Origin of the sequence: Neolewinella agarilytica, assembly GCF_900110645.1 — a bacterium.
GTDB classification, from domain to species: domain Bacteria; phylum Bacteroidota; class Bacteroidia; order Chitinophagales; family Saprospiraceae; genus Neolewinella; species Neolewinella agarilytica.
Window position 1 is genome coordinate 235,525 of record NZ_FOFB01000006.1, and the last position, 16,133, is coordinate 251,657.

12 protein-coding genes are annotated in these 16,133 nt (G+C 51.8%); 5 read left to right on the top strand and 7 right to left on the bottom strand.

The window, feature by feature from the left end; all coding sequences use genetic code 11:
• Positions 1-24: 24 nt before the first annotated feature.
• Positions 25-705 (top strand): DUF4200 domain-containing protein, encoded by a 681-nt coding sequence (locus BM123_RS07745; RefSeq protein ID WP_139211806.1) that lies wholly within the window; start codon positions 25-27, stop codon positions 703-705.
• Between the two features lie 315 nt (positions 706-1,020).
• Here BM123_RS07745 and BM123_RS07750 read toward each other — a convergent pair whose 3' ends face one another.
• From BM123_RS07750 to yiaK, 4 genes are all read right to left on the bottom strand, one after another.
• Positions 1,021-1,614 (bottom strand): aspartyl/asparaginyl beta-hydroxylase domain-containing protein, encoded by a 594-nt coding sequence (locus tag BM123_RS07750; RefSeq protein WP_090166980.1) that lies wholly within the window; start codon positions 1,612-1,614, stop codon positions 1,021-1,023.
• A 163-nt stretch (positions 1,615-1,777) separates the two neighbouring features.
• A complete protein-coding gene (locus BM123_RS07755) occupies positions 1,778-2,473 on the bottom strand; it encodes an aspartate/glutamate racemase family protein (RefSeq protein ID WP_090166982.1) in 696 nt (231 codons plus the stop codon).
• Positions 2,474-2,538: 65 nt separating this feature from the next.
• Positions 2,539-2,805 (bottom strand): hypothetical protein, encoded by a 267-nt coding sequence (locus BM123_RS07760; RefSeq protein WP_090166984.1) that lies wholly within the window; start codon positions 2,803-2,805, stop codon positions 2,539-2,541.
• A 33-nt stretch (positions 2,806-2,838) separates the two neighbouring features.
• Positions 2,839-3,849, bottom strand: coding sequence for a 3-dehydro-L-gulonate 2-dehydrogenase (gene yiaK / locus BM123_RS07765; protein ID WP_090166986.1), 1,011 nt, complete (start codon positions 3,847-3,849; stop codon positions 2,839-2,841).
• A 272-nt stretch (positions 3,850-4,121) separates the two neighbouring features.
• On the opposite strand from yiaK, the gene BM123_RS07770 reads away from it, so the two are divergent.
• Entirely contained in the window at positions 4,122-5,036 is a 915-nt protein-coding gene (locus tag BM123_RS07770) for a sugar phosphate isomerase/epimerase family protein (protein ID WP_175489286.1), read from the top strand.
• 15 nt (positions 5,037-5,051) lie between these two features.
• On the opposite strand, the gene BM123_RS07775 is transcribed toward BM123_RS07770, so the two are convergent.
• Positions 5,052-6,596, bottom strand: coding sequence for an alpha-N-arabinofuranosidase (locus tag BM123_RS07775; protein WP_090166988.1), 1,545 nt, complete (start codon positions 6,594-6,596; stop codon positions 5,052-5,054).
• Positions 6,597-6,959: 363 nt separating this feature from the next.
• Here BM123_RS07775 and BM123_RS24430 point away from each other — a divergent pair, with 363 nt between their 5' ends.
• Both BM123_RS24430 and BM123_RS07785 read left to right on the top strand, forming a co-directional pair.
• The gene (locus BM123_RS24430; RefSeq protein ID WP_090166990.1) at positions 6,960-9,101 is read left to right on the top strand and encodes a serine hydrolase; all 2,142 of its coding nucleotides are present in this window, start codon (positions 6,960-6,962) and stop codon (positions 9,099-9,101) included.
• A 150-nt stretch (positions 9,102-9,251) separates the two neighbouring features.
• The gene (locus BM123_RS07785; protein WP_090166991.1) at positions 9,252-11,411 is read left to right on the top strand and encodes an alpha-glucuronidase family glycosyl hydrolase; all 2,160 of its coding nucleotides are present in this window, start codon (positions 9,252-9,254) and stop codon (positions 11,409-11,411) included.
• A gap of 64 nt (positions 11,412-11,475) precedes the next feature.
• On the opposite strand, the gene BM123_RS07790 is transcribed toward BM123_RS07785, so the two are convergent.
• Together BM123_RS07790 and BM123_RS07795 are read right to left on the bottom strand one after the other, a co-directional pair.
• On the bottom strand, positions 11,476-12,243 hold the full coding sequence (locus BM123_RS07790) for a LytR/AlgR family response regulator transcription factor (protein ID WP_090166993.1): 768 nt from the start codon (positions 12,241-12,243) through the stop codon (positions 11,476-11,478).
• Positions 12,243-13,286: a sensor histidine kinase gene (locus BM123_RS07795; protein WP_090166995.1), complete on the bottom strand. Its 1,044-nt coding sequence runs from the start codon at positions 13,284-13,286 to the stop codon at positions 12,243-12,245. The genes BM123_RS07790 and BM123_RS07795 overlap by 1 nt, the downstream gene beginning before the upstream one ends.
• 277 nt (positions 13,287-13,563) lie before the next feature.
• Here BM123_RS07795 and BM123_RS07800 point away from each other — a divergent pair, with 277 nt between their 5' ends.
• Positions 13,564-15,975, top strand: a complete 2,412-nt coding sequence (locus BM123_RS07800) for a TonB-dependent receptor domain-containing protein (protein WP_090166997.1) — start codon at positions 13,564-13,566, stop codon at positions 15,973-15,975.
• The last annotated feature ends 158 nt before the right edge of the window (positions 15,976-16,133 follow it).

Sequence of the window (16,133 nt, forward strand, 5' to 3'; positions counted from 1 at the left end):
TACCTCAACCAACCTATTATGAAAATGAAGGATTTACTTTTTTCTCTGAGCTTCCTCGTGATGCTGGTTTTGGCCGGCAGCCAGGTGCTCACCGCTCAGGTTAGCACGGAACGTATGGCTATGAGCCGTGGCTCCAACGATGGTATCATTCTGGAACTACCCGGTGCTGATGACAAGATGGTCTCCAAACTCTGGCCAGACTGGGTCAAGGAAAACTACGACGTCAAGACCAAGAAGGTCAAGAAAACCAAAGACGAAATGGCGGCCCTCAACTTTTCTATCCCCGGCGTAAGTGCGGGCGGTAAAGTAGACATGTACAGTAAAGTGGCTTCCTCCGGAACCGGCAGCGAGCTTACTATCTGGATTGCCACACCCGATGGCTACATCAGCCCCGAGCTGGACCGTCGCCGCTACCTCGAAGCGGAAAAAATGCTGATGAACTTCGCGCTGGCCGTTAGCCGCGAGCAGATCAAGATGGACATCGAAGACGAAGAGGACGCGCTGAAAGACCTCGAAAAGGACCTCGATAAACTCCGTAAGGAAAAGGAGAAGTTCGAAAAAGACATCGTTGATGCTGAGCGTGCCATCGAAGAGGCCCGGGCGGCCATTGAGCGTAACCTCGATGCGCAAGGCAGCAAGAACAAGGAAATCGAAGACCAGATCGACAAAGTAGAAGCTACTAAGCGGAAGCTTAAGGATTTCTAGGTTGCAGGTTGCAGGTTGCAGGTTGCGAGTTGCAGATTGCGGGTTGCAAGGTTGCAGGTTGACCGCCACCGATTTTTGGAGAAATGCCCGGATCACTTTGTGTGGTCCGGGCATTTTGATTGGCGTACGCGCGCTCCGCGTGCGACCGGCCGAAGCGTGCTCCGCACGCGCGGCGAAAATTACCGGTAGCGCGGCTGGAAGCCGATCACACCGTTAATCGTAAGCCCGTAAAGTGAGCGAAACTCTGTTATCTATGAATTTTGTGTGGAGAGGTGGGGAGGTGTATTAGCCGTTTAGTTAAACCATCAGTACAAGCTATTGGCCCGCCAGCAGGTTTCTTAACCAGTCATTAGGAATGACATCGATGGTGAGGTTGATACGTTCTTCAGCGCTTTGGTTCAGCACTTTGTGTGGGTCCGTTAGCCGAAGGTACCAGCAATCTCCTGGCTTAAGTGGCACTTCTTTGCCATTCAGGATAAAGTGAACATCGTCGTTGCTGAGGATGGGAATTGTTAGCCGGACCATTGATCGCTCAATGTGGATTCCGAGTGTAGGGTCGCAGTGTTCCTTCACTTCAGCCCCTGGCTCGAGCCGGAGCAGGCGGATCAGGTTGACGGTGATGTGTTCTTTGAAAAAGTCGACGACCTCCTGAAGATAGGGCGATTGTTTCAGGTCACTGGTGTCTAGCCAGTCTGTCCAGGTGCCATCCGCATAATCGTCCGCAGGTGGAGGAAAAGGCAGAGAGCTGTCGACTAAGTGTGCCGGTCCTCTTAATTGGATAACGTTGTAGTAGGTGAAATTCTGGAGATTCATTTTCCGGACTTCCGCCAGCATCTTGTCGGCGTTGAACTGAAAGGGTAGCTTGATGCGATCGCTACTCATTGTTTCGGTTGAGGTGGCGTTTTCCATGGGTACTTCTATTGATGGGCGGGAGTTGATTAGAGGATAAGATACGGCTGTTTGGGGGGAGTTGTTAGCTCAAACGGAGTTCAGTGTGTAATCAAATGCCCGAATTGTGCCTGTGTTAGTTGTTGATTAGATTCCTGAGGGCCCTGGCCTGATTTCTCCGGGTCTATTCCTGCAAAATGAACTGTGCGCCAGCCAGCGCATGAATTTGCGTGGTATTAAAAATGGGGACAGACAGATCTCGGTCGTCGATCATTAAAGGGAATTCCGTACAGCCCAGGATGACCCCTTCGCAACCAAGGCCCACCAGAGATTGAATAGTACGGATAACGAATTCCTTTGAGGCAGGGACGACTTTTCCGAAGGTTAGCTCTTCCTGAATGATTCGATGCAGCTCTTCGATGATCTCCTCCCGCTCAGGTGTCAATACCCGGATGCCGTGGTCTTGAATTCGTTGAGTGATAAAAGTCTCCTTCATCGAGTATTTCGTCCCGATGAAGCAAACCTGTTGAAGCTGCTGCCGCTTAATGGCCTCTGCCGTTGCGTCTGCGATGTGGAGTATGGGAACGTTGATTTCGCGCTCTACCAGATTACAGACTTTATGCTGAGTATTGGCACAAAGCATCACCTGCTCCGCTCCGGCTCGTTCAAGGCTCTTTGCTCCTTCGACCACTAAGGCGGCTATTCCTTCCCAATTGCCCGACAACTGGTATTGGCGGATCAAAAAGTGGTTGAGGGTAAACACCAGTAAAGGCGGATTGGTATTGTTGCCAAAGTGATCATTGACGTGCTGGTTGATGTATCGGTAATACTCGATGGTGGAATGCCAGGAGGTTCCTCCGATCAGGCCTAGTGGGTTCATTTATGTTAGTGTGTATTAGGGCAGCTGCCGTAGTGCGCCAGTGTGAGACCTTTATTAGTTGTTTTTTAGCTTAGTAAGAATACGTCCAGAATGAAATCCAGAAGCCCGTATTTTTCATTTTTATCTTTTAGTTTTCGTTTTCGCTCTTCTTGTTTTCTCTCTCTTATTGTCTTTTTTAAGACCTCGATTTGATAAGTGGATACAGCTCTTTTCTGTAGAACCGATTTAGCGGACAGTCTCGCTTCCTTTTTTGTTTTTCTTTTGTCGAAATAGGCAATGCTGACTAAATCTTCGTTGGGCAGGCTTGAATGATAATCGCTGAACTCGTTCATAGGAGGAGTATTTCTATATTTTTGGCAACTTTACTATTCCTCTATTAGGGTAAGGATGTTCTGCCAGATTTCTTTACTGATTTTCATGCCATTTTGAGTGTTCTGCTTTCTGGCATTTGCTGACTGCTCTCCGGGGTAATAAGTTCTTTTTCCCGCTTCCATTGGGGGTGCATCATGAGTGTAATCAATTATTTCATTGATTAGTGAGTGCTGTAATTCTTTGTCAGGAAAAACTTCAGGGTAGATACAAAGGTATACCTGCGAAATGGCTGTTTCATATTTCTTTTGTCCAATTCTATAAGTAGAATTTCCTGCTGACAACAAGGTTGCCAGCATGTCCAGCACTATAGAGAAAGCTGACCCTTTCCAGTATCCAATCGGAAGCCCGCGTTCTTTTTTAAGGATTTTTTCCGGGTCACGTGAAAGCTTATTCTCTTCATCCCAGCCACCGGCAAAGGGGAGTTGCTCTCCTTGCAGTTTGTATTCATTTATTTTACCGAAGGAGAATTGTGACAGCGCCATATCTAATACAATGTGACCTTCTTTTCTTGGGATCGATACGACAAAAGGGTTGTTGCCGATTCGACTTTCTTTTGCGCCCCATGCAGGCATGTTGGGTTGGGTGTTGGTAAATAAAATAGCAATGCATCCTTGATTAGCCGCTTGCCAGCCGTAATAACCTCCTCTCATCCAATGATTGGTGTTTCGAAGAGCTACTAATCCCATTCCGCTGCTTTTGGCGAGCTCTATAGCCCGGTTGGTGCATTTAATGGCGTTAAGAACTCCCGGTCCCTGATGCCCGTCCCACCTTTCAATATTCCCAAATTCGGCTATTTTTTCGGCTTTTGCGTCAATTTTAACCACTCCTTTTTTTACATAGTCAAGAAAGCGTGGTACTCGGTTAATTCCATGCGAGTTTACGCCAAATAGCGTGTTCTGTGTGTGGACCTCGGCCAGTAAATGGGCCCGGCTATCGGTAAACCCATACTTTTTAAACAGGGCCTGGAGTACATCTTGCATTTCTTTGGAAGAGATGGTAAGCATAGTGGAGTGTTTGAAAACAGTGAATAATTCACGGCCTCTTTTTCGCTTGTAGCTAACAACACAATTTACGGTTGCTGATCGATATCAGGGGTTGTTGCTGTAACTTTTGCAGAGGGCTTACCATCAGGCTGCGGGTTGGGCGTTGGGTTTCGGGCTTGCAATTGCCCTACCTTCATTCTTCAATGACTGTAGTAAAAGCCCCAATCTCCTTACATTGCTCCCCTTAAACCATCCATTGCACCGGCGGCCGCGCCCGCATTATCTTCTACTTCATGACTTCGATCAAGCAAATTTTACCACTCTTTCTATTACTGTTTGTCCTTTCTGCCTGCGGCGGAAAAATGGAGGACGCCGTTGATGCAGCCACCGATGCCCTTCCGGAAATGGAGGCGGATCTGGATTTTGGCGGACTAGCCCTCTACACGCTGCGCGATACTCTGGCTGGAGACCCGAAGGGGGTGCTGAAGGAAGTCGCTGATCTCGGCTACAAATACGTAGAAGCTGCTGGCTATAAAGATGGGAAGTTCTACGGAATGACGCCTACGGAGTTCAAAAATTACCTGGCGGAAGTGGGCCTGACGCCCATTAGCTCTCATCATGGAGATATCACCATTGAAAGCACCGACAAGGTGGTGGCGGATCTGAAAGAGGCCGGTTTTCAGTACCTCGTCATCCCCGTACCGCCTATGGGCGCCTTTTCTTTCGACCCGGCTACCCGGATATTGAGCATGAACCAACCCATGGAAACGGTGATGGCTAACATCAATGCTATTGCCGACAAAGTAGCCGCCGGAGGCCTGAAATGCCTGTACCACAACCACGATTTCGAGTTTAAGCCTGATGCCGACGGCCAGGTTGCGATCGATTATTTTATCGAAAACTCTGACCCCGAAAAGCTCAACTTTCAGATGGACCTTTACTGGGTCACCAAGGCGGGGGCTGATCCGGTCGCTTACTTCGACAAGGCCCCGGGTCGTTTTATCGCCTGGCACGTGAAGGATATGGACGACCAGGGCCGCTTTGCGCCCGTCGGCGAAGGGAACATCGACTTTAAGCGCATCCTGGCTGCTAAAGAAAAGTCAGGCATGGAATTTTACCTCGTGGAACAGGATATGTGTTTCAACCATACAGCGCTCGAGGCAATTGCCATCAGCCATAAAGGGCTGAAGGAAATTGGGTTTGAGTAGTTGGCCTGGCCACACCTATTCTCCCTTTAAAACGATGACAGAGAAGGGAGGAATTTCCAGACTGATTGTTCCCTGACGGAGGCTTGCCCCCCGGAAAGTTTCTGTGCTGATCTTCCCTGGAGTGTCAAAGTCGTTGTAGTCTTGAATGGCTGCTGACGAGAGTATTTCACCACTCAGCTTACTGAGTTGCAGGGCTGCTGCTTCTATCTTGATGGTATGAGACTTTCTTGCATCAATATTGACCAGGGAGAAATGAACTTTACCGGAAGAATCCCGCGAAGCGGAGGCTGAGATGGCCGGGAGTTGTTCGTCTCCGAGGGTATATTTCGGAGAATCGAAAGATAAAGGAATCAGCGTAGCGTCCTGATGAACAGCGTACATTTTCATGACGTGATAGGTAGGCGTGAGCAGCATTTTTTCCGCATCGGTGAGGATGACGGCCTGCAGTACATTAACAGTTTGTGCCAGATTGGCCATCTTCACCCGGTCAGCATGATTGTTAAAAGTGTTGAGGGTGGTGCCGGCAATCATAGCATCGCGCATCGTATTTTGCTGATACAGCACACCGGCCTCATAAGCGGGTTCTGTGTCGTACCAACCACCCCATTCGTCTACAAAGAGCGCAATTTTCTTTTCGGGGTCATAGCGATCCATAATGGCTGCATGCTTCACTACGAATTCCTCCATTTTCAGTGCTTCGCGCATTGTGCCGAAATACTGCGTTTCGTCGAAGCTGACGGAAGGCCCTTTGTCTGACCAGTCCGTTACGGCGTAATGGTGCAGGGCAAGGGCTTCGACCAGGTCTGGTTTGATGTTTTTCATCAGAGTCTCCGTCCATTGGTAATCATCACCAGAAGCACCGGAAGCGATGCGGAAGACGGGCGTATCATCCTGTAGGTTCCAATCGCGCATGTAAGTGGCGAACTGCCGGTAGATGTTGGCGTAGTATTCCGCCGTCATATTGCCACCGCAGCCCCAGGCCTCGTTGCCAACGCCCCAGTAGCGGACGCGCCAGGGTTGCTCCCGGCCATTGCTGCGGCGAAGATCAGCCATCGGGCTGATGCCATCGTGGGTGGTATACTGTAGCCATTCTTCGGTTTCGCGCACCGTGCCGCTGCCAACATTGGCAGAAAGGTAGGGTTCCGTGTCGAGCAACTCACAAAGGTTGAGAAAGTCGTGGGTGCCGAAGCTGTTGTCTTCTGTGCTGCCTCCCCACCACTGATTGACGATAGTAGGGCGATTTTCCTTCGGGCCGATGCCGTCTTTCCAATGGTAGGTGTCCGCGAAGCACCCCCCCGGCCAGCGGAGGTTCGGAATTTTGAGAGCCCGGAGTGCTTCAATAATATCATTCCTTACCCCAACGGTATTGGGCAGCTTGCTGTCCTCTCCTACGTAGAAGCCATCATAAATGCAGCGACCAAGGTGTTCGGCGAAGTGACCGTAAATATGCTTGCTGATGTGGGGAGCCGCATCGCTTGGTCTGGCCTTTATGGTAACGGTCTGAGCGAAAAGCTGGCAAGAAAAAGCCAGTAATAAAAGCAGGGTGATTTTTTTTTGCATGATCGTTTATTAGCAGTCGAAAGGAGCAGTAAGTTGCCGACAATGAACCGCCGGCGTAATGCAATATACTCTTCTGGGGGAAAGGAAAAACAGCGGAAAGAAAAGCAATGGATTGTAATGGGGAAATTATCGGTCCGGCTACTGAAAAGAGCGTCTGATCAGTGCAGTAAGGAATGTTGAGAGCGCTGCCAACGGAGCTGCCGCATAGGCCGGGCACAGCCAAAGTACAGTTGCCAGGCGAGCCTGAGAGTACCGTAATGTGGCAGCTGTTTTCCCTCGGGTCGGCAGCATAGAAAGGAGAGACTTGGGAGCCGAAGAAATTTATTCGCCTGCTTTACCGGCTAAACCATACATTTGTTTACCATGCAAAAAATACTTCTGTTTCCAGTTTTCCTTTTTTTATTCGGCCTGCTAAGTTGTTCAGAATCAGTGCTATCGATTGCAGAAGCGCCCGGTGATGAAGTAGTGGCGCTTCCCGATACGCTCAGTTTCTCCCTCGGGCAATGGTCTTTCAACCGAGAGCTCTTCGCAGGAGAAATGAACACTTTTGATTTTATCGACGCGGCGGCCGCACTGGGCTTCGGTGGCGTGGAATACGTCAGTCAGTTTTTTCAGGACAAAGTGGAGGATACGGCCTTTCTGGATAGCCTGAAAGCGGCGGCGGCGGCCGCCGCCGTAGAGAATGTCATCATTCTGGTAGACGGAGCCGGTGACCTCGGGGCGTCCAACGCAACGGAAAGAGAAGAAGCTATTACCGCCCACCTGAAGTGGGTTAAGGCAGCCCGCCGCATCGGCTGTCCTATGATCCGGGTCAATGCTCACGGAGACGGATCCCCGGAAGAAGTTAAGGCGGCCTGCCAGCAGTCCATCCGAACCTTAGCGCAGCAGGCGCAGGAACTTGGCGTTCGCATCATCATCGAAAACCACGGAGGCATCTCCAACAACGGGGCGTGGCTGGCGGACCTGCTCTATCAATTAGAGGATGTGGAAGTGGGCAGTCTGGCTGACTTCGATAACTGGTGCGTTAACCGGGTCGGTGGCCTGCTCTGGGGAGCGCCCTGCACAGATCGCTATAACCGCTATCAGGGAATGTTGGAGCTGATGCCCTACGCCGCTGGTGTGAGTGTGAAGGCCTTCAACTTTGACGCGGCGGGTAAGGAGCCGGATATGGACTATAGTGTCCTGTTCGATATTCTGCACGCAACGGACTACGATGGCTGGTTGGGTATTGAGTATGAGGGGGATGATTTGCCCTCCCGCGAGGGCATTCGCAAAACATTGTCGCTAGCCAGGAAGAGCTGGCAACGGAAGCCGGTCGTAGACACCGCTGCCCGGCAGCGGCTGGAAACAATGCTCGCCGAATTCACGAAACCTGGCGGCGTGGCGGGTATCTCGGCCCTGGTCTACGAAAAGGGAGAAGAGGTGTATTTCGGCGCGGCGGGATTCGCCGATCGCAACGGGCAGGTCCCCATGGCCCGGAACACCATCGCTCAGATCTACTCCATGACTAAGCCGCTGACCGCCACGGCGCTGATGCTGCTGCACGAGGAAGGCCGCTTTTTTCTGGATGACCCCGTCGCCGATTTCATTCCGGAACTTGCCGGCGTACGCGTCTTTGATGGCGTGAATGCTGCCGGAGAAGTGAAGACCGTAGCCCCGAAACGAGCCATGACCATCCGGGATCTTACCCGCCATACCGCAGGCTTTTATAACGGAGGAGATACACCGGCACTGCGCCCGCTTTGGGAGGCTGCTGCAACAAGGGCTTATGATCATACGCTTAGCGGGCTGGCCGAAAAACTGGCCACTATTCCCCTGCTCTTTCACCCGGGGGAACAATGGGAGTACGGACCTTCGGTTGATATGCAGGCGCTGCTGGTGGAGCGAATCTCCGGACAGCCCTTCGACGAATACCTGCGGGAGCATGTCCTTGACCCGCTGGGAATGGAAGAAACCCGCTATTTCGTGCCAGAAGGTGATCGCCCCAGAATGTCCGCCGTCTATCGTCGGCAGGAGGATGGGACGCTGACGCAGCTGCCTGACGAGGAGGCCCATGCCTTTAATATCAACGAGCAGATGCTGACGCCGGGCGGTTGGGGGCTTACTTCCACTCTCGATGACTATATGACCTTCGCCCGAATGCTGGTCAACGATGGCACCCACGAAGGCCGCTCCATCTTACGGCCGGAAACGGTCCGCCTCATGGCTACTAACCACCTGGCGGATTCGGTGACCGAGCGCATCTGGCTACCCGGTAAGGGGCAGGTGGGCTTTGGGATTGACTTTGCCGTCAGAATGCGGCCGCCCGCCACGGCGGAAGAAAACAACGGCAGGGTAGGGGAATTCTTTTGGGACGGAGCGGCCAGCACCCTTTTCTGGGTAGACCCCGCAAATGAATTAACCGCTGTTCTTTTCGTACAGCTTTTCCCTTACGATCAAATTGGCTTGCACAAAGCATTTCGGGATGCAGTGTATGGCCCCTGGCAGCCCGGGGCTGACTACTGACGGTAAGAGATTTGCTATCATCGATCTTGAGGAAGTCGCAGTGCCGGAAACTGCTCTTCAGAGCGTTGCAGCGATTGTTTTTTACGCCATTGTTCTTTTCCACTCACCGTGTCCGCCGAACATTTTGCCACCCGTCTTTTATTTCCGATCATGCGATTGACTCCTGTATTTTCCCTCACAATATTTTTGCTGCTGATTACAGGGCCACTTGGTGCTGATGATGGCTATCGCCTCTGGCTCCGCTATGACGAAATAGCGGACAGTCCCCTACGGAAATCCTACGCCAAAGCGTTGCCCCGGGTATTTCGGGAGGGCGATAGCCCTCAGCTGTGTGCAGCGGAAGAAGAGTTACTTCTGGGGCTTAGTGGGTTGCTGGGCCACGGAGTAGAAAGTACCGCCGCCGCTCCCGCCAAAGGTCTTATTCTGGGCGTGCTGGGCCGCTCCACATCTCTGGATGGGCTTCTTTCCGCTGAAGAACAGGCCAGCCTGCCTGACGGGGGCTACGCATTGATCGGGCAGGGAAAACAATTCTACATTGCCGGAAAGGATGATCGCGGAGCCCTCTACGGGGCGTTTGCCTTCCTGCGCTACCTGCAACGGGGACGGCCACTGGATGATCTGCACCTGCTGGATGGGCCCCGGGTGAAAAATCGCCTGCTTAATCACTGGGATAACCTGGACGGTACCGTCGAGCGTGGTTACGCGGGTTTTTCCATTTGGAACTGGCACCAGTTGCCCCATTACCTCGACCCTCGTTACACCGATTATGCCCGGGCTAATGCCTCCATCGGGATCAATGGAGCTGTAGTGACAAACGTTAATGCCAAGGCGATCGTTTTTCGGCGGGATTATCTGCAAAAAGCCGCTGCGTTGGCGGAGGTGTTCCGGCCTTATGGCATCAGAATTTACCTGACGGCCCGCTTTAGTGCTCCTATAGAACTGGGCGGATTGCCTACCGCCGACCCCGAAGACGCTGCCGTGAAAAAATGGTGGCAGGATAAAGCCAGCGAAATCTATGCACTGATCCCTGACTTTGGGGGCTTTGTCGTTAAAGCAAACTCTGAAGGACAGCCCGGGCCGCGGGAATATGGTCGTACCCATGCCCAGGGGGCTAACCTGCTGGCGGATGCGTTAGCTCCCCATGGCGGTATTGTTATGTGGCGGGCTTTTGTGTACAGCAACGAAGAACCCGTGGACCGGGCCAAACAGGCTTATGATGAGTTCGTGCCGCTTGACGGAAAATTCCGGGATAATGTAATGGTGCAGGTGAAAAACGGACCCATCGATTTTCAGCCCCGTGAGCCGGTGCACCCCTTGTTCGGGAGTATGCCCCACACCCCGCTGGCGATGGAGTTCCAGATCACCAAAGAATACCTCGGGCAGGGGACGCACCTGGTAGGACTGGGAAAAATGTACGAGGAGGTCCTGCAGACTGATACTTACGCAGAAGGCCCCGGAACAAGAGTGGCGGATATCATCGACGGTTCCGCTTATGGCGACGATCGCTTGACGGCAATGGCCGGAGTGGCCAATATCGGTACGGCACGTAATTGGACCGGCAACCTATTCGGACAGGCAGACTGGTATACCTTCGGGCGACTGGCCTGGAATCCAACAGGGAAGGCAGAAGATTACTTTCGGGAATGGTCGCAAATGACCTTCCCCAACAGCCCGACCGTACAGGAAACCGCCCAGAATTTGCTTGCCGTCTCCCATGAAGCCTGCGTTAATTACATGACACCTCTGGGCCTGCATCACATTATGGGGCCGGATCATCATTACGGCCCCGGGCCGTGGATAAAGGATATGCCCCGGGCAGACTGGACATCCGTCTATTACCACAAAGCAGATGCTGAAGGGGTGGGCTTTGACCGTACCAAAACAGGAAGCGATGCCTTAGAGCAGTACACCAGCAGGTTTGCTGCCAGGTACGAAAGCCCGGACAGCTGCCCGCCAGCTTTTTTACTGTGGTATCACCATTTACCGTGGGATCATAAACTACCTTCGGGCAATACGCTTTGGGCGGAACTTTGCTATTCGTATCACGCAGGCGCTACGAAAGTGGGGGAAATGCTGAAAAACTGGAAATCGCTGTCTGGCCGGCTAGATCAGGAGCGCTACGAAAGTGTACGAATGCACCTTGAAATCCAGGAGAAGGAAGCTAAGTGGTGGCGGGATGCCTGCCTGGCCTATTTTCAGTCTTTCTCCGGAATGCCCGTTCCCGCAGAGCTGGAAAAGCCAACTCATTCTCTGGAATATTATGAAGGGCTTACCTTTCCTTACGCTCCGGGAATTAAAGCAAAGTGGTAGTCAGGTTGGGCAATCCCTTCCCTCCCAATGAAGGCAGTGGGGGAGCCAATCCAACATTGCCTGCTCATTTCAACAAGCGATCATCCACCATTTTTTTGAAGTCTCCCCGGTAAGTATCGCTCACGGGCACCAGCGTACCACCAACGAGTACTTCGTCCCGGTGTACTTCTTCCACCCACTTCATGGCCACAATGTAAGAATGATGCACGCGAATAAAATCCTTGGAAGGGAGTAGGTTGGTCAGCTTTTTCAAGCTCTGCAGTGTCGTGATTTTCTTGTTCGGGGTATGAATCCGAACGTAGTCTTTCATGCCTTCTATGTACTGAATGTCCGCAAAATTTACCCGGACGGATTTGGTGCCATCTTTGACGAAAAGATATTCTGACATCGTGCCTTCAGGTGCGGGCACTTCGGCAGATTTGGCGGGACCCGCAGGTGCAGAGGGAGTTAAAGAAGCAGAGGCAGGCAGGGCGTGTCCTTTTGCCTGGTGTAGTTTTTCCACGCACTTTAAGAAACGCTCGAATGTGATGGGCTTGAGCAGGTAATCCGTTACGTCCAGCTCGTAGCTTTCAATGGCGTATTCTGAATAGGCTGTGGTAAGGACGACCAGGGGTTTTTTCTGCAAAATTTTGAGCAGACCGATGCCGGTAATCTCGGGCATCTGTACGTCGAGGAACAGTACATCGGGGGAATGCTCTTTCAGAAATTCCAGGGCTGCCAGCGGACTGGACAACGCATCGAGTAACTCCAGGCCGGGCGCTTTTTCTACGTACTGAGTAAGCAGTTTCCGGGCCATGGGCTCGTCTTCTACGATTAGGCAGCTAAGGGTCATTACAGTTTGATTGTGAGTTTGACGCGATACCGCTCTTCGTCTTCCGTTGCTTCCAGCGTGTATTGATCGGGTTCGGGGTAACTCAGCTCCAGACGGCGACGGACATTTGAGAGCCCCAAGCCGGAAGCCTCCCGGACGGTCTTGTCCGTTTGTGCAACGATGCTGTTTGTTACGGTGTATTGCAATAAGCCTTCAACAATCAACAGGTTAACGGTGATCCAGGAGTCTCCCCGGGTGTTTCCGATACCGTGTTTAAAGGCATTCTCTAAAAAAGTGATTAACACCATTGGGGTAATGCGAACGCCATCAATAGCACCGTTTACCTCAAAGGTGATGGGTACATCCTCGTTGAGGCGAAGCCGTTCCAGATCCAGGTAATTTTCTATGTATTCTACCTCCTTTCTGAGCGGGACCATTTCTGTATTACTCTCATGAATCATGTAACGCATCATTCCCGATAGCTTGGCGATAACCTCCGGTGTCTGGTCGGATTTATTGATCGCCAGGAAATAGAGATTATTGAGAGTATTAAACAGAAAGTGAGGGTTGACCTGTGCCTTGAGAAAGCGTAGCTCTGAGGTTAGTTGGCGGTTTTCCAACTCCCGGCTTCGGGTTTCGAGCTCAAAGTAGTCTTCTACAAATTTTAATAGCCCCACAAAAGCCGTCACGAAAAATGCAGCCATGTAAACGTTGAGGCCGAAGCGTATGGAATAGACCCAGTCATCCTCATGGGTGAAACCATCGATGAGGTATTGTTTTCCCAGTAAAATCAAGAAGGAGAAAACGAGGAAAACTGGAACGAAGGTTATCAGGTAACGCCCGACTTTTTGTCCTTTCAGTAAGCGGGGCAGGAAATAAAAATAGTTGATGTAACTAATGATCAACAGCGAAATGATGTGGAACAGAAAGTCAGGAATTACGTGTTCCCAATCGGGTTCTCCCCGCCGGCCATAGCTGATGTTGTAGAAGAAGTAGGAAGCGTACATCGCCCAGAATCCGACGTGTAACAGGGGCTTCTTATTTCGCTGAAAGAAGTTTGACATTGGCAAAAACTGCCTGCGGCAGTGAAAAGATGAAAGCTTTATTACAACTAAAGGTAAGGGAGATACCGGCAGACTGCGGCTTGCTTCTACCGTTAGCCCTTTTCGATCTACCGTTAGCTGTTTTTGGATGGTATCAAATGTTTTCGGGGGGAATGCCGATCTGTCGATCTATTTCTCCCAGCGGTAGATAATGCTCATAGTGCCTGGTAAAAGCTCCGAAGTTTGTAAGCATAAAAGCACGGCATCTTTTTCTTCGTGCAGTAACCCCAATTAAATTATGCAACGATTTCTCTTCCTCTGCTTCTTAACCCTTCTCTTTACCAGCGTCCGCGCCCAGGGAGTAAAAGGCACTCTTACCGATGCTACTTCTGGTGAACCCTTAAGCTTCGCTAATGTAAGTATTTACGATAGTAACCAAAAGCTGATAAAAGGCACCAGCAGTGATCTGGACGGGCGCTATGAGATTCGTGACCTGGCCGCCGGCACCTATCGCCTGGAGGCCAGTTTCCTTGGCTATGCAGCCCAAAGCCAACAGATAACCCTGACGGATGATAAAGAGCCGATGGAGTTACCGGCCATTGCCCTGAGTGAAGGGGGCAACGATTTGGAAGAAATTACCGTTACCGCTGAACGGGCCGTGATGGAGCTGGGCCTGGACCGCAAAGTTTTCAACGTGGAGAAATCCATCGCCGCCGCCGGCGGCAACGGAGAAGACCTGCTGCGGGAGATTCCCAGTATTACGGTGGATCTGGAAGGAAATGTATCCCTTCGTGGTAGTGAGGGCGTTCGTTTTTTGATCAACGGTAAACCCAGCGCGCTCACGCAACAGGAGGGCTTTTTGCAAACCCTTACGGCGTCTAACATCGAGCGGATAGAAGTACTTACGAACCCTGGTGCGCAGTTTGATCCTGAGGGAACCGCCGGCCTCGTTAATATCGTCCTGAAGCAAAAGCGCGAAGACGGCTTCAACGCCACGGTTAACCTCAATGCAGGTACGGGAAATAAATTTGACGGTAGCGTGGATTTGAACTGGCGTAAAGGACGCTTCAACTCGACTCTTGGGGTCAATGGTCGTTATGATGAGCGGTACTTCCGGGGCTTCCGGGAGCAATCAGCCACTTTCGCTGATACTTCTTACAGTCGCTATTTTACCTTTGACGGACTGCGGCAGAGCCAGCGGCAGGGCTTTAACCTCGGTACAGAATATGAACTCAGCAAGCGGGGTAGCCTGGCACTGAGCGGCAGCTACCGTTGGGGAGAGGGAGAAAGCACTAACCTGCGGACGACAGACTTTTTTAACGATGCCGGCGAATTAGAACGGACAAGTTTCCGCAACGAAGCCGAACCACAGACGGACAACAACTACGAAGTCCGCATGGATTACCAAACCACCTTTGCCAAGCCGGGACGCAGCCTTTCCGCCAGCCTGCAGATGAGTGAAAGCAGCCGGGAAGAAGTAGAGAACTACGAAGAATTTATCTTCTCGGACACTGGCCTCGACCTCGGGGGTAACCGCCAGAACAGCCCTTCCGTTAACGGAAGCAAGCAGTACCTCGGCCAAATTGATTATTCTCAGCAGATCGGAGAAGACTTCAAGTTGGAAGCTGGATGGAGATCTACGCTGCAGCGACTGGATAATGTGGCCGATTTCAATGTTTTCGACGAAGACCTGGGGGCCTTCTATAAGGTCGATTCTAACAGTAACCGATTCCTTTACGACGAGGACGTCCACGCCGTCTACGCTACTTTTGGCGGTAAGGTGGACAAAGTTACCTTCAGCGGCGGTCTGCGTGCTGAGCAGGTGTACACCACCAGTGAGTTAGTGGAACCCACCGGTGAACTCTTTACGAATAATTATTTCAAAGTATACCCCAGTGTTTTCCTGGGCTATTCGCTTTCGGAGAACAGCACCCTTCAGGCCAGCTACTCCCGCCGTGTTAACCGCCCGAGAGACCGCGACCTGAACCCCTTCGTTGACCGGGGAGACCCACTTAACCTTCGTACGGGTAATCCCTTCCTGCTGCCGGAAATCATCAATAGCTACGAGCTTAATGTACAGCAGCGGCTGGGCCGCGGAACCTTTACCGGTGGGGTGTATTACCGCGCCAAATCTGATCTGCTGACCCGGGTGACAGAAACTCTGCCGGGCGGTGTTCAAATCGGTACCCGGGCCAACCTGGACTCCGGACGCGACTACGGTGTGGAGCTGATCGGTACCTTCCGACCAACCAAGAAGCTGGACCTGACAGCCTCTGCCAACGGATACCGGACGGAACTTGACGGAACACTCGAAGAGGGAACCGTACAAGCTGATGGCTTCAAGTTCGACGCCCGTCTGCAGGGCTCCTACGAATTGCCGTGGGATGTCAAAAGTCAGTTTACCTACTATTACCGTAGCCCCGGCGTTACGGCTCAGGGACAGTTTAACGGCTTCCAGGGCCTTGATCTTGGCTTCCGCAAGCCGATTCTGGACGATCTCGGAGCCATTACGTTGCGGGTGACGGATGTGTTCAACCAGCGCAAGTTTGGTTATTCCACGGAGATTGATGGCCTGGTGACCAGCAGCGAGTTTCAGCGGGAGAGCCGTATCCTGTACGTAGGCTTTCAGTACAGCCTGCGGCAGGTGAAAGGTAAGCCAAAGCGCAGCCAGAGCGGTGACCGGGGAGATGACGGTGGCACCGACTTTTAAGGCTTAGGGGGAGGAGACCTCAAGGGTAAACGCATCAAACTTTGTTTACTACGTTTTTGATTAGCTTGTATCCTTGCGTACCACGAAGTTAAGCTAGTTTGACGGCCAGAGGAGGAGCTTGTTTAGCTGGTGCTTGACACCGAAGCGAAGTTTTTCCC

Bases quoted from the DNA above. Each gene is read 5' to 3' on its own strand.
- yiaK (WP_090166986.1), bottom strand. From the start codon at position 3,849: ATGCTTACCATCTCTTCCAAAGAAATGCAAGATGTACTCCAGGCCCTG.
- BM123_RS07775 (WP_090166988.1), bottom strand. From the start codon at position 6,596: ATGCAAAAAAAAATCACCCTGCTTTTATTACTGGCTTTTTCTTGCCAG.
- BM123_RS07800 (WP_090166997.1), top strand. From the start codon at position 13,564: ATGCAACGATTTCTCTTCCTCTGCTTCTTAACCCTTCTCTTTACCAGC.
- BM123_RS07745 (WP_139211806.1), top strand. From the start codon at position 25: ATGAAGGATTTACTTTTTTCTCTGAGCTTCCTCGTGATGCTGGTTTTG.
- BM123_RS07770 (WP_175489286.1), top strand. From the start codon at position 4,122: ATGACTTCGATCAAGCAAATTTTACCACTCTTTCTATTACTGTTTGTC.
- BM123_RS24430 (WP_090166990.1), top strand. From the start codon at position 6,960: ATGCAAAAAATACTTCTGTTTCCAGTTTTCCTTTTTTTATTCGGCCTG.
- BM123_RS07785 (WP_090166991.1), top strand. From the start codon at position 9,252: ATGCGATTGACTCCTGTATTTTCCCTCACAATATTTTTGCTGCTGATT.
- BM123_RS07790 (WP_090166993.1), bottom strand. From the start codon at position 12,243: ATGACCCTTAGCTGCCTAATCGTAGAAGACGAGCCCATGGCCCGGAAA.
- BM123_RS07750 (WP_090166980.1), bottom strand. From the start codon at position 1,614: ATGGAAAACGCCACCTCAACCGAAACAATGAGTAGCGATCGCATCAAG.
- BM123_RS07795 (WP_090166995.1), bottom strand. From the start codon at position 13,286: ATGTCAAACTTCTTTCAGCGAAATAAGAAGCCCCTGTTACACGTCGGA.
- BM123_RS07755 (WP_090166982.1), bottom strand. From the start codon at position 2,473: ATGAACCCACTAGGCCTGATCGGAGGAACCTCCTGGCATTCCACCATC.
- BM123_RS07760 (WP_090166984.1), bottom strand. From the start codon at position 2,805: ATGAACGAGTTCAGCGATTATCATTCAAGCCTGCCCAACGAAGATTTA.